This is a genomic window from Halostagnicola bangensis, from assembly GCF_054653435.1.
On sequence record NZ_BAAIGG010000001.1, the window covers coordinates 182578 to 195750 of the forward strand.

Here is a 13173-nt window from a genome sequence, read left to right on the forward strand (position 1 = left end):
TAACCCGGTTGATCGCGGTGGGACTTTCAGCCGGAGTGGTCGGGTTCGGTGTCGACGGCCGATGAATGACCGTCCAAGGAGTCGAAGGATACGGCTTTGCTCCGATCGCTGTTTTCCGGCTCGAGTTCTGCCTGCACCTTATCGGTGAGGAGATCAACCGCAACCCGATTAGCTCCCTCCGGAATGATGATATCGGCGTCGGATTTCGTCGGTTCGACGAACTGCTCGTGCATCGGTTTAACCGTCCCTAGATACTGATCGATAACCCCCTCGAGTTCCCGTTCGCGTTCGATTACGTCCCGTTGAATCCGACGGAGGATTCGAACGTCCGCATCGGTCATCACGTACACCCGAAGATCCAGCATGTCGAGGATCTCTTCGTCGTATAACGCGAGGATTCCCTCGAGGATGAGGATATCCGTCGGCTCGACGGTAGTTGTCTCCGCCTTCCGGTTGTGGACCTCGAAATCGTACTGTGGCATTTCGACCGCTTGCCCCATCGAGAGCGAATCGAGGTGGCTTCGCAGGAGTTCCCACTCGAACGCCGACGGATGGTCGTAGTTGACCGATTTTCGTTCTTCGTACTCGAGGTGAGAGAGATCCTTGTAGTAGTTGTCGAGTGGAATGCGCGTGACGGCCTCGCCGACCGAATCGGCGATTTCCCGGGACACCGTCGTCTTGCCGGCCCCGGTGCCGCCGGCGATGGCGATGACGAACGAGGGAATACTCATCGACCAATCCTTACTGCCTATCGTAAAGAAGGTCGTGAAATCCGGCCGACGAAATTGTTAGCTATTGCGAACGAATACAGTGACGGAGAACGGTTACGCCTCGCTCGAGCTATCGTACATCGAGTCGAACGCTCGTTCGCCGCGGATCAGTTCGTCGACGCCGTCGGTAAGAGTCACCGAGCCGAACACGGTGGCCCGATAGTACGTGTACAGTCCGTCCTGATCCCGCTCGGTCCGCTGTCGTTTCTCGATGAGTCCAACGTCGACCAGCTCGTTCAAGTGATAGTGGAGGGTGCTGTCGTCAACGTCAAGGGCCTCCTTGAGTTACTTGGGGCTCATGTCGCCGCCGTGGACGAGCCGATAGCAAATCTCGTATCTGGTTCGATGACCGACAGCGGCGTGCATCTGGACGTACTCCTCAAGGGTGAGGACGCTTTGTTCGGGGAGGAGGTCCTCCGGGTCCTCCGGGGTCTTCTCCTCGGTTGGCCGTTTGCTGTCGGTCGACATCTTGTGTTGTCCTACGACTACCAATCATTTAGATTTTGTCAAGCCGAAGAATACTGAGAACTCACTTTTTTATAAGATAGTGAGTCATGAGTAGGTATGACCACAGAAATTACGCGCGATTTTATCCGCGATCAACTTGGAAACGTGAAATACGATCGGTTCCTTCTTTATCTGATGGGCCCGTATAAATCGTTCAACCTCAACTACGTATTGAGCGAAACGGAACGTGAACGGATCGACATCGACGACCTGCCCGGTCCGCTGCGTCAGCTTTTTCGGAGCAAAGACGAGATCGACGAGGCCAAAGCGCTCTTGCGACGGGTACAAGGATCGTTACGGACGGATCCAGGTGTGAACGCCTTCTTGGCTTTGGATCTCGGGGTTGATACGACGGAGGTCGATGCCGCAACGCAAAGCATAGCGTATACTTGATGCAGTAATGCAACGGCGTTCGTTCTCCCCTTTCTCGGCCACAACTTCGGCGTCGGAGAAGAAGCAGGGAGCATTCTCGAGGCGCTTTCGGAGACGCATGGCGATCGACTTGTCTTCGCTCACGAAAATGACGTAACCAGTGCGATGATCCGGTCAGCGCAAGTGCGGTGGGATTTGCGGATTGTAACGTACGAAACGGAGGACGAACTTGTCACCAAACTTCGACAATTTGCGGGAGGAATTATGCACCGCGAGCGGCGCGGCGAGATTTCTCGTCTTGATGACTAACCTTCGTCTTCTACGCCTACTATCTTCGAATACGTGAGCCGTTTGGGATACTCGTTCACTGCGTACACCCCCGTTGATTACTCAGCTATGCAAATTTATGAGGATAGACAAGAATACTGGCAGGTATGTCCGCTCCTCAGCATTCGTTGACCCTTTCAGATACGACGCTTGATTGAAGAGTATACGCCCGACGGCACGTTCGGACGAAGCGTGTTTTCCCTCTTTAGCGGTTCCGTAGCCGGATACTTACTGTTCGTCTCGCTCGGATTTCTGGTCGCTCCAGCCCTGCTGTCGTTTTTGATCGTTCCGCTGGCGGGAATTGTTGGGTTCGGTCTCGCTGCGCTGACCGTTCTCACGTTCTGGCCGGTCTATTTGTCGGTAATCGGGCGGATCGACTCTCCCACTGACTATTCGGAGGAACTTCGCGACCGATCGAGTCAGCCCTTTCGCGATTTTCGCGACCAACCAAGCCAATCCAGAACGGACCGTCTCAAACGACAGTATCAGGAAGGCACCATCTCGGAGGACAAACTCGAGCGGGAACTCGAGCATGCCTTCGAGAACTCGGATCTCACAGGGTCAACCGGGGAGTGGAGGCTGTCGTCCCGCGACAGCCACCTGGAGCGAAAAAGAAACGGAACGGAGTTCGTGATCGCCGAAGGACGATTACGCCGATTCGACCGGTGGTGCTGCGGCGGGCCGATCAGACTCTCTGATACTGCCGGCTGTAACTATGTGAAGATTCTCGCACCCCCGGGGCGGCGAGAATCTTGAACGACTTACAGCCGGCAGTATGAGTCGCGCGGACGTTTCTAATCTAATAGAAGACCCGAATTAGTATTTATCACGTTCCTTCCTTTACCTGACTTGCCGTCCCTCGAGCAGTCAGTAGGAGCGCTGATCGCTCGAGCCGTCAGCAGACTGTGACGAGTGATGTATCACGGGAACCCGGGTGCTCCGGTCAATGCGGGTAGTAATTCGCCTCAATTACCGGTCGGTTATTTCATCACGTAATAGTGGTATTGGGTGTGGAATGTCGACTCCAAAAGCGTTTGTGCAGTACGAGTCCCATTCATTGTTAATTGGTAACAATTAACGCCCTTCGGGAAGTAGACGACATGACGGCTGATTCCAATGACCTTGGCAACGGTCCCGCGGTACGACGGTGATCGGATCGCCTCTCGGAAGGGCCACGCGGTCGTAATTGGCGCGAGCATGGCTGGGTTGTTCACAACGCGCGTCCTCGCGGATGCGTTCGACGAGGTTACGGTGATCGAACGCGATCAGCTCACGGCCGAGATCGAAACGCGACCCGGAGTTCCACAGGGAAAACACGTACACGTGCTTTTAGAAGGCGGCCGGGCGACTATAGAGGACTTGTTTCCGGGATTTTGTGACGAGTTATTGGATGCCGGTGGCGTGATTGCAAATGGGGAGGAGTTCCAAGTCTTCGTCCAGGGTGACACCCTCGTGACTACGGACCGCCAATCGTTGCACCTCTCCACGCGCGCCCTCTACGAACACCTGGTCCGCCGACACGTCGACTCGTTCGACAACGTTTCCCTGCGATCACCCTGTCGGTTCGTCGACTACGTCGCTAACGAAGACGCAACGGCAGTCGAAGGGGTGGTGATTCGAAATAAACACTCCGAGCGGGAGATTCTCGCGGCCGATCTCGTCGTCGATGCCATTGGCCGGACGAGTCGAACGCCCGCGTGGCTCAAGAAGCGCGGATACGATCCGCCGCCCCTCGAGGAGGTTACCATCGACATCGGGTACGCCTCGACGTTCATCGAGCGCCCTGCGGACGACCACCTCGGGATCTCTATGGAAGCCGAGGCACCTCGTACTCGCGGCGCGTTCGTCTTTCCGGTCGAAGGTGATCGATGGCTACTCAACCTACACGGGGTACACGGCGACTATCCGCTGACGGACCCCGAGGGCTTCAGGGAGTTCTCGACGAGCCTGCCGACCACGACGGTAACGGACCTCTTGGACGAGCACCCGATGACGGACGAGAACATCGCCTTCTATCCCTTCCGGTCGAACCGCCGGTACCGGTACGAAGCTCTCGAGCGGTTTCCCGAGGGGCTGATCGTTATCGGCGATGCAATCGCCAGCTTCAATCCGGTCAACGGACAGGGAATGTCGGTCGCCGCGTTGGAGGCATTGGCACTCCATCACGTCCTTGCGAGGGGCGGACGCGACGGGATGGCACACCGCTTTTTCGAGGCCGCTTCGGATGTCGTCGATATCGCGTGGGACCTGACGATCGGAGCCGATCTCGAGTTTCCACAAACCGAGGGATCGCTTCCTCGACGAACGGCCATCTTCGACTGGTATTTGAACCGTCTGACCCGCCGTGCCCACACCGACGTTTGGTTATCGAATCGCATGTGGACCGTCTTCATGCTCGAGCAACCGCCGTCGGTGTTGTTTCGCCCTCGAGTCATCTGGCGCGAGCTCGGGCCCGCTCGTCGTCGCAGGCGCGAGAAATCGTCACAAGGTGAGCCGCCTCGTGATCGCCCTCCCTGACGAAATGCAGCTCAATCCCCGTGTAGATGTGAACCAATCGATACGAAGACGTTTATTTGATGCCACTAGACCAACAGTTATGGTTGTGATTAAGCGACTGTTCAGAGAACCTGATGGTCGCCGTACGGGGGCAGTATGGATCGCTATAGGTCTCTTCTTCCTCGGACTATACGGTTACTACAGTATTGTTAACCCTGGTGGACCATCTTCGGCACTACACTTCGGCGTACTGTGGATACTGATAGGGATTCCAGAACTTCTCCCGAAAGAGCGTGAACAGATCGCTGGGGGACTTCGAATTATCGGGTTGGTATTCGCGGTCGCTTTGATGGTCTTCTATCTCTCTCGACTCTCTTTCTTCCCATAAATTGGATTGTCGTCATCCGGTTTGATGACGCGATCGCCGGGCGTGAACGGATTGTTTGCGTGCTCGAGATTCGTGTGTGTGTCGGTGTAGAACTTGATATCCTGACCGTATAGTAGGAACGAGCTTCGAGGGATGGATTTTGTGCCAGTTTCCGGGTCCGTCACCGACCAGAATGTAGCACAATAATTTTGCACATCCTGCAATAACATGTCTATCATGCAATAACAAACGCGTGTCCTCCTCGATTACCCCTTTCCCGATGATCGAGTCTTCCGATATCAGACGATACAGGATATCCTTCATCATCTCGTTAACACCCCGTTCGAAGAATTCACGCAGAAGGAGTTGGCCACGATCACTGGGGCGGATGTCTCATCAGTCTCTCTATCTGTCAATCTTCTCGAGCAACTTGGTGTCCTCACTATTAGCGGGGGGAAACCCGCAGAAATCACAATGGATCAGGACCACCTCACCGGCTCTAATCCGCTCCTTACGATTCCCCAACAGGAGTTCCGAAAGCCGGTCAAGGCATTCCTCAATGAACTTACCGACGACATCGAACCCACTCCCTCGAGACACCAACTGTCTTCAGTACACCCCTCGCTACCGAGGGGAAGAGTCTGTCTTTGCCGTCAGAAAACCACTAACCCGATTTGAACGTCTCTGGCGTAGATTGAAATGGTCTATTGGAACAATTTCAACCTATAGTAGGTTATTTGATCATCTATAAACTCAAACACTCGAAGAGATAACAACCAAAGTAGATAAATAGTATACGAACGTTCACTACTGTGTCGAATGAGTTGCCCCCAATGAGTACGAAACACACCACCACGCAGACGATTTGTCCAACCGCTCGAGACGGATTCCTCGACGATGCCGCCAGATGGGAAGCGACAAAGCTGGATATTTGCGAGTTCATCGAACGCACAGTGACGAACGCTGGCGCGGAGGGAGTCGTCGTCCCGATGAGCGGCGGCATCGACTCGACGCTCACCACGGCGCTGGCAGTCGAAGCCCTCGGAAACGATCGCGTTCTCGGCTTGGGACTACCGGCTTCGAAAACGGATAGCCGAAACGCGGCGGAGGCTCGGACCATCGCTGAGGGACTCGGTATCGAGTTCCGCGAAATGCAGCTACAGTCCATAGTCGCCGCGTTCGAGGAGGCGATGGCATCGATGGCCCCCGACGAAAACGATGTTTCGGCGCTCGGAAACGTGGTTGCCCGCTCGAGAATGATCTGTGCCTACTACGTCGCGAACACGCAATCTCGCCTCGTCTGTGGGACGGCGAATCGATCAGAACTCCTGCTCGGCTACTTTACGAAATACGGCGACGGTGGCGCGGACCTCTACCCGCTGGGGGATCTGTACAAGTCGGACGTCCGGTTGCTCTCACAACACATCGGACTTCCACGACGGATCATTACGAAAGATCCCACCGCAGGGTTACTGGCGGGTCAAACCGACGAGGATGATCTCGGCGCGACCTACGATGTAATCGATCCGTTTTTGCGCCGACTGGCCGAGGCCGATCACAACGCGTGTGTCGAAGAAGTCGCCGACGGGCTCGCTATCGACTTCGAGACCGCCGAGCAGATCGCCTCGATGTACGCCGATTCCGTCCACAAACGAACCCTTCCCCCGAAGCCGGGTCTCGAAACTGCCGGTGAAATGCGCTCTTCGAGTCCGGAGCACGCTGGGTCACTCGTGAACTGATACTGTCGACATCGACACTGGGTTCTCCTCCACCAGCCTCGAGTTCGCCTCGGTTACCGTCCCCTCATTGCTATCGCTCACCTTCCCTTGTCAGCAAGGGCAGTGCGGGTTTCTTGTTCAGAACTGACTGCAAAACCCGCGTTCAGTACACTGGACGAACTGATCTTCGACACACGAAAGAACGTTATCACTGACTCGAGATTTCTGTCAGTGTAGGTTCAAAGAATCGTGCTGTATTTAGGACTCATATTTAGCGTTCTGTAATTCCTTCAAACCGAAGGACTGATCGAAAACAAAGGAGACCAACGTGAGCTACAAGATGCTTGGTCCCGAACCAGAGGATATGGCCCCATCGCATGTGCTCGTTCCGTTAGATGGCTCGCCATTAGCCGACGATGCTCTCTCTCATGCACTCGAAGTCTTTGACTGTCGTATCACTGTCTTGAATATCGTGACGCCACTTGACGCAACCATGAGTGAAGGCAACATTCTGGAGGCGGATGAGGCGCGGCTCGATGAAGCATATGACCGAGCTGACCAGTTGATCGAACGGTCCCGCCATCAGGCTTCGGCCATGAACCGCACGGTCGAATCGGCGGTCGAGACAGGGGAGCCAGCGGAAATGATTCTCGAGTATATCGATGCTTCTGATGTGGATCACGTGGTGATAGGCGGTCACGGAGGCCCCAAAAGCAGCGCTCTTCGCCGTCTGCTCGGGACCGTGGCTACCGCTGTGGTCGGTAAATCACCTGTGCCGGTGACGGTCGTCAGGTAATTCCCACGAACGGGTCGCCGCCTTACTCAATACCCAAAAGAGTCGAGAATAGCTGGTAGAGTCCAAAGCCGATCACAATAGAGCTCGTCAGCGTGAGCACCCAGAAGGTGATTGTTACGGCGATTTTCCGCCGGGAGACGCCTGCAGTGCCCGCAGCTAAGCCGCCACCGATCACACCCGAAATGATGATGTTGTTGAACGAAATTGGAATGCCGAGTGTGATTGCCGTTTGGGCGATGACAAACCCGGGAACGAGCGCCGCGATCGAGCGGCGCACGCCTAACTGGGCGTACTCTCGAGAGGTCGCCTGTAACAGCCGCGGAGCGCCCATCCATGCCCCGATAAGGATACCTGTCGCGCCAATGGCCAACAACGCGGTTCCGGGTAGCCCGAGTTCGATGCCGTACAGTTCCTCCAGCGGTCCGGTTGCGAGTCCGACCTGGCTGCCGCCACTACTAAACGCAACAATTCCACCGAGACCGAGGAGGAACGTCCGGATTCCTTGCTCGGCCGACACGTGTACTTTTCGCCGAATGTATTGAAAGGCGATTCCGGCGAATCCGATAGTGATGGCAATAACTGACAAGTCGATTCCGAGAAGGGTTGGGCTTCCCAGCATGTGTGAGACAAGTTCTGCGACTGACCCCTGCGGACGCTCGGGATTGGGGATCACTCCGAGTCGAATGTGGGCAAGGATTCCCGCGACGATGGCTGCTAACAGGGGGACGCTGACGGTTTCAGGGATATCATCTCTGCGAAGGAGCGTCGCTGTAAGAAAGGCCATCCCACCCGATGTCGGCGGGACAAGTAGCCAGAAAATCCCAAGTTGCTGATAGGTGTCGAATGCCGGGTCTCCACCGAGAGAAAGGCCAACGCCGACCATCGCGCCAGTCGTCGCAAACGCCGCTGGAACCGGGTAGCCTGTGTAGACGCCGAATGCCATGAACGATGCGGCGACCAGCAACCCTGTTGTTGCAGCGAGTGGCGTGATCGTCGTCTCGAGAATCAGGTTTTCGCCGACTGTTTCAGAAATACTCCCCCCTTGGGTGACCGCACCTGCTGCGGCGAGGATCCCAATTAGGAAGGCGGCCTGCATCGTCGAGATAGCATTGGCACCGATCGCTGGTGCGAACGGGGGTGAGTTGCTGTTCGCCCCGAGTGACCACGCCATAAACAGACAAGCCACCGTTGCAAGCCCGACGAGGCCCCAGAACGTCAGCGTCACGGACATTTCCAAAACTGTGTGAGTCGTCCGACCCGCGACTTACCAACGACACCAGTTGAACGTACAAGAAGTATTGTCTTGCCAGTTCGCGGGATGATCGCCTGTGTGATTGTCCTGACGAGTTGTCGCTGATCTGCGTTCTGTCGTCTTCCTCTGAAGAGGAGCATATCGTGGTCCGAGGTGAGGTACCTCCAGTCTTATTTCGATTGTCTGTCCGTTACTGACAAATTACCGGTCATACATTTTCCAGCCGTTCTACAAACGCCTAGATCCTGGGTTGTCATGAGTATGTGTGCCGAGCAAAATCAATTTGGCCCTTGCCACTCAAGCAGTGATAGTTCGGCAGGTCACTATGGTGTTCGAATAAAGTTGTTCAGCCGCTTCTGGCCGTTTCGAGCGCCGCTGGTGTCGGTAAGGACGAATTTCTGTTGGATGGAACGAGTCGCGAACCGACCGAGCGGTCGCCGCGCGACGGCAGACCGGTACGATCCACTGTGCAGAGCCGGCCTGTCTCGAGAATGAACGTTGTGGTTGTGCGTTGTCGACTCTCGTGTCCGACTGACTGTCGTGTCCCACGACAGGTGCGCTAGGACTTTATCTAAATTGACAGCGTGCAAACACTGGTATGACGCTTAGGACTACAGTGTCGACTTGTTTCTCAGGAGGTCGATCGTAAATGTGTACCCGACTCGTGTATCTCGGCCCGGAAGGCCGGACGCTCACGGCCCGTTCCATGGACTGGAAGGTAGATATCGGGACCAATATCTGGGCGCTCCCTCGCGGTATCGATCGCAACGGTCAGGTCGGTCCGGCTTCGATTGAGTGGACGGCCGAGTACGGAAGCGTCGTCGCCACCGCCTACGACATCGCGACTACCGACGGCATGAACGAATCCGGTCTGGTGGCCAACCTGCTGTGGCTCCCCGAGTCGGAGTATCCGGACTGGGACGGCGACGAACCCGCCGTCTCGATCTCGCTGTGGGCGCAGTACATGCTCGACAATTTTGCCACGGTATCCGAGGCCGTCGAGGCAGTTCGCGACGAAAACTTCGTGGTCGTCTCCCAGAACGTCCCGGGAGAGGATCGGCTGGCGGCGCTTCACCTTTCCCTCTCGGATGCAACGGGAGACAGCGCGATCATGGAGTACGTCGACGGCGAGTTGGTTATCCATCACGACCGCGATTACCAGGTCATGACGAACTCGCCGACGTACGACAAGCAGCGTGCGCTGGCCGAGTACTGGGAGCAGATCGGCGGCACGATCATGCTTCCGGGAACGAACCGCCCGGCCGACCGATTCGTTCGGGCGCGCTTCTACACGGATGCGATCCCCAAAGTCGAGGACCGCCGCGACGCGACCGCTAACGTGTTCAGCGTGATCCGGAACGTCTCGGTGCCCCACGGCATTACCACGCCGGACGAGCCACACATTTCGTCGACGCGCTGGCGGACGGTTGCGGACCACAAGGACGGCGTCTACTACTTCGAGTCGGCGCTTGCCCCCAACGTGTTCTGGGTCGAACTCGACAACGTCGACTTCTCAGCCGGTTCCGACGTCCGGACTCTCCAGTTGGGGCCGGACCAGTCCGAGGTTTTCTCGAGCGACGCGTCCGATCAACTCTCCGACGCCGAGCCCTTTTCGTTTCTCGGGTTGCAGGCCGCGTAGCACCGCGTCCACGGTCGATCATTTCGATCGCGGCAGTTCCTCGACTCTCGACCCACCGATGGGACTCACTCGTGTTCGACCCACGCACCGGCGTCGTCGCCGTAGGTGCGTTCTTCGTCCTGTCCGGAGTTGAGCACGCTGTCAAGGACGCCGGTCGAGAGCGCGCTTTCGGGATCGAACGCGTCGGAGGTGAGGTAGGATTCGAGGCTGTGGCGGAACTGTCGGACCGCAGGATCGTCCCTGGAGAGGTCCAGCGTACAGACGGCGAGCTTTCCGTCGCCCACCGCGGTTTCGAAGTAGACGCCGAGCTTGTGGTTTCGGTAGATCGTATCGATTATCTGGACGAGCGGTTCGAACTCGGCGGGTGCGTCGTCGAGAACGATCGGGCGCGAACGCCGCAGCAGGGACCACCATTGCCAGTTGGTGTACTCCTCGGTGGGGAAGGCGTCGAACAGCGGGTGATCCGCATCCGTCGTCATTCCGAGGGTACCCGGCTTCCCGTTTCGCTTGAAAACCTCGTAGTTCCAGAAGTCCGGCTGGAACGACCCTTCGAGAGCGTATCGAAGCGCGCTCGGTTCCGGAAGCAAGAGGATCGTCTCGCCGTCCGTCAGTCGCTCCCGCGTCTCCTCGTCGAACCGACGGGAAACGCCAAACTCGTCCGCCTCGCTGGCAGACTCGAACTCTTCGGGGTAGACCCAGATTGGATAGGACGTTCGCAGATCGACGGCAGAGCCGTCCTCGACATCCCTGCCGGCAACCTCGAGGGTTACCTCGAGTCGAGCGGGTGCGGAGACGTCGTCTAACGGGGCGTCGATCGTTCCGAGGGTTGCCAGATCACCCTGTGGGACCTCAGCGTGGCTCGAGTCCCCAGTCGCGAGTTCCGACCCGTCAGAACCGGTTATCGACCAGGCCGTGGTCGCATCCGCTATCGTCCCGGGCCCGTAGTTGGCGAGCGCCGCTTCGGCGGTGAAGTCGTCGCCGGTCGTGAAGGTGTACCGGTCGAACGAGAGGAGCGGAACGCGTGCGTCACAAAAGCGCCGCCATTCGTGGGGCTCGATCAGTCCTTTCGACTCCATGAACGAGTCGAGAATTCCGACCATGGCGGTCCCCTGACCCGGAAAGTCGTCGAGGCCGAGAAGTTGGAACCCGCCGAAACCGGCCGTCCGGAACGCGGCCTCGATATCTTCGCGGTAGCAGGTAATCGAGAGTTCTCCGGAAGCGTTCTGGAAGTTCTTGTCCGAGCCTTCCATGTAGCGATCGGCGAGCGAGCGTTCGAACCGCTCGAGGCTACGGGCCTGGAGTACCCCGCGATACTTGCGCGTCTCGTCGTAGTTTGGATGGATCTGGTACTGGCCGATTTCGTGACCGACGACGGGGAGGTCGTAGGGCTCGAGTTTCTTCTCGTAGTCGACAGTCGTCGACGGCGGGGAGTCGTTGATGTGCCCGGTTCCGCGGATGGGTGTTCGGTCGACATCCCAGTGGCTTGCTTCGGGATCCTCGGGAACGTTGGCGGTGATAAAGAAGTCGTCGGCCGCTCCGGGGTGTGGCGAGGTGAGAAAGTTGTTGGCCCCGTAGGCGTACAGTCGTCGGCCGTCGATCGCTCGACAGTGGCGGACGAGTTCGTCCATCCGTTCTTCGTTGCCCTTGTTTTCGTTTCCGAGGGTGAAACAGACGAACGAGGGGTGGTTACCGTAGGCGTCGAGAATGCGCTCTGCTTCCCGCTTGAAGTACTCGTACCCCTCGTCGTCGACGAACGAGGTGCCGAAGTTCCACTGTGAACACTCCGGTTGCAGGTAGATCCCGACTCGGTCGGCCGCTTCGAAGGCCGCCTTTGGCGGACACCAACTGTGAAAGCGGTAGTGGTTGATGCCGTAGTCTTTTGCGGTCTCCATGTGCTCGACCCATTCGGCGGTCGTCGTCGGTGGGTACGCGGTGTCGGGAAAGACACAACAGTCGGTCCGCCCGCGGAGAAAGACGGTCGTTCCGTTGATCGAAAACTGCGTGCCGTCGGCTTCGAACTCGCGGAGGCCGAACGTCGTCTCGAACTCGTCGACGAAGGTGTTCTCTCCGTCTGTTTCCTCGAGAGAGACGGTCAACTCGTAGACGGCAGGGGAGAACTCGTCCCACGTGAGCGCATCGGGTCCGAGATCGTAGGTAAACTCGACGGTCGTTCGATCCGGGTTCGTTCCGTCATCGGGGGCGATCGAGACGGCGCACGCGCCCGTCTCTGAAACGTGAACCTCATCGGTATTCACGCTCCGAGCGGCGGCCGTGAGCGTCCCGTCAAGAACGCTCGTCGTGGCGTTGGTTAGGGCGACCTCAAGGTCGACCGAGTTGTCGCTCGGATCTGGATCGGTTCGGATGTCCTCGATTCGGACCCGCGGCGTCGCTTCCAATCGGAGGTCCCCGACGACGCCGTTCCAGTTCGTCTGCGTGTGTTCGGTGCTCGCGTGTGACCGACGTATCCCCGGACGGTCCATCGACTCGTCCGTGTTATCCACTCGAAGGACGATTTCGTGCTCTCCCGGTTCAACTGCCCCGGTGAGATCGTAGACGTGAGGGGTGCTCAAACACGTTCGTGACCCGATTTGCTCCCCGTCGACCCAGAGCTCGGTCGGTCGGGTCCGCTCGAGTAGTAGCCTCACGCGCTGGTTCGCCCAGGAATCGGGAACGGAGACGGTTCGTCGGTACCACGCCGGCCCCTCGTACTGATGAGTACGCTGGAGATGATCTCGTGGCCGATCTTCGATTTCCGTTCCGTAGCCGTATTCGTCCGTCGTCCCAGGGAGAAACACCGTCCCGTCGATTTCGTCGTCGGACAGGGCTTCGATACCGCCCTCGCGTTCGGGGTCGAGCCGAAGATCCCACGGTCCCGACAATGAGAGTGTTTGCACGATCTTCTCTTTTCGGAAGGGTGTATATAGGCGCT

Annotated in this window: 9 protein-coding genes and 2 pseudogenes; 6 read left to right on the top strand and 5 right to left on the bottom strand. The window is 57.6% G+C overall.

Going from position 1 to position 13173, the window contains the following annotated elements; translation table 11 throughout:
• Positions 1 to 26: 26 nt before the first annotated feature.
• Both udk and ACYQ14_RS00905 read right to left on the bottom strand, forming a co-directional pair.
• Entirely contained in the window at positions 27 to 731 is a 705-nt protein-coding gene (gene udk / locus ACYQ14_RS00900; RefSeq protein WP_459883876.1) for a uridine kinase, read from the bottom strand.
• A 93-nt stretch (positions 732 to 824) separates the two neighbouring features.
• Positions 825 to 1238: pseudogene (locus ACYQ14_RS00905) on the bottom strand (ArsR/SmtB family transcription factor).
• Positions 1239 to 1334: 96 nt separating this feature from the next.
• On the opposite strand from ACYQ14_RS00905, the pseudogene ACYQ14_RS00910 reads away from it, so the two are divergent.
• Positions 1335 to 1958 (top strand): annotated as a pseudogene (locus ACYQ14_RS00910) (DUF7509 family protein).
• 246 nt (positions 1959 to 2204) lie between these two features.
• Here the strand turns inward: ACYQ14_RS00910 and ACYQ14_RS00915 are convergent.
• Positions 2205 to 2510: a hypothetical protein gene (locus tag ACYQ14_RS00915; RefSeq protein WP_459883879.1), complete on the bottom strand. Its 306-nt coding sequence runs from the start codon at positions 2508 to 2510 to the stop codon at positions 2205 to 2207.
• A gap of 582 nt (positions 2511 to 3092) precedes the next feature.
• On the opposite strand from ACYQ14_RS00915, the gene ACYQ14_RS00920 reads away from it, so the two are divergent.
• From ACYQ14_RS00920 to ACYQ14_RS00930, 4 genes are all read left to right on the top strand, one after another.
• Positions 3093 to 4493 carry an FAD-dependent oxidoreductase gene (locus ACYQ14_RS00920; protein WP_459883881.1) on the top strand — a complete coding sequence of 467 codons (1401 nt, stop codon included), beginning with the start codon at positions 3093 to 3095 and terminating at the stop codon, positions 4491 to 4493.
• A gap of 79 nt (positions 4494 to 4572) precedes the next feature.
• Complete coding sequence (locus tag ACYQ14_RS22075; RefSeq protein WP_488193322.1) at positions 4573 to 4860, top strand: DUF8011 family protein; 288 nt, start codon at positions 4573 to 4575, stop codon at positions 4858 to 4860.
• 812 nt (positions 4861 to 5672) lie between these two features.
• Positions 5673 to 6578 (top strand): NAD+ synthase, encoded by a 906-nt coding sequence (locus ACYQ14_RS00925; RefSeq protein ID WP_459883884.1) that lies wholly within the window; start codon positions 5673 to 5675, stop codon positions 6576 to 6578.
• Between the two features lie 343 nt (positions 6579 to 6921).
• Positions 6922 to 7353 carry a universal stress protein gene (locus tag ACYQ14_RS00930; RefSeq protein ID WP_459884178.1) on the top strand — a complete coding sequence of 144 codons (432 nt, stop codon included), beginning with the start codon at positions 6922 to 6924 and terminating at the stop codon, positions 7351 to 7353.
• Between the two features lie 22 nt (positions 7354 to 7375).
• On the opposite strand, the gene ACYQ14_RS00935 is transcribed toward ACYQ14_RS00930, so the two are convergent.
• Positions 7376 to 8584, bottom strand: coding sequence for an inorganic phosphate transporter (locus ACYQ14_RS00935; protein WP_459883886.1), 1209 nt, complete (start codon positions 8582 to 8584; stop codon positions 7376 to 7378).
• 670 nt (positions 8585 to 9254) lie between these two features.
• Here ACYQ14_RS00935 and ACYQ14_RS00940 point away from each other — a divergent pair.
• The gene (locus ACYQ14_RS00940) at positions 9255 to 10244 is read left to right on the top strand and encodes a linear amide C-N hydrolase (protein WP_459883889.1); all 990 of its coding nucleotides are present in this window, start codon (positions 9255 to 9257) and stop codon (positions 10242 to 10244) included.
• A gap of 65 nt (positions 10245 to 10309) precedes the next feature.
• On the opposite strand, the gene ACYQ14_RS00945 is transcribed toward ACYQ14_RS00940, so the two are convergent.
• On the bottom strand, positions 10310 to 13138 hold the full coding sequence (locus ACYQ14_RS00945) for a sugar-binding domain-containing protein (RefSeq protein WP_459883891.1): 2829 nt from the start codon (positions 13136 to 13138) through the stop codon (positions 10310 to 10312).
• Between the last annotated feature and the right edge of the window lie 35 nt (positions 13139 to 13173).

Coding starts and splice junctions, on each gene's coding strand:
- ACYQ14_RS00920 (WP_459883881.1), top strand. CDS start 3,093: ATGACCTTGGCAACGGTCCCGCGGTACGACGGTGATCGGATCGCCTCT.
- udk (WP_459883876.1), bottom strand. CDS start 731: ATGAGTATTCCCTCGTTCGTCATCGCCATCGCCGGCGGCACCGGGGCC.
- ACYQ14_RS00925 (WP_459883884.1), top strand. CDS start 5,673: ATGAGTACGAAACACACCACCACGCAGACGATTTGTCCAACCGCTCGA.
- ACYQ14_RS00940 (WP_459883889.1), top strand. CDS start 9,255: ATGTGTACCCGACTCGTGTATCTCGGCCCGGAAGGCCGGACGCTCACG.
- ACYQ14_RS00935 (WP_459883886.1), bottom strand. CDS start 8,584: ATGTCCGTGACGCTGACGTTCTGGGGCCTCGTCGGGCTTGCAACGGTG.
- ACYQ14_RS00930 (WP_459884178.1), top strand. CDS start 6,922: ATGGCCCCATCGCATGTGCTCGTTCCGTTAGATGGCTCGCCATTAGCC.
- ACYQ14_RS00915 (WP_459883879.1), bottom strand. CDS start 2,510: ATGCTCGAGTTCCCGCTCGAGTTTGTCCTCCGAGATGGTGCCTTCCTG.
- ACYQ14_RS22075 (WP_488193322.1), top strand. CDS start 4,573: ATGGTTGTGATTAAGCGACTGTTCAGAGAACCTGATGGTCGCCGTACG.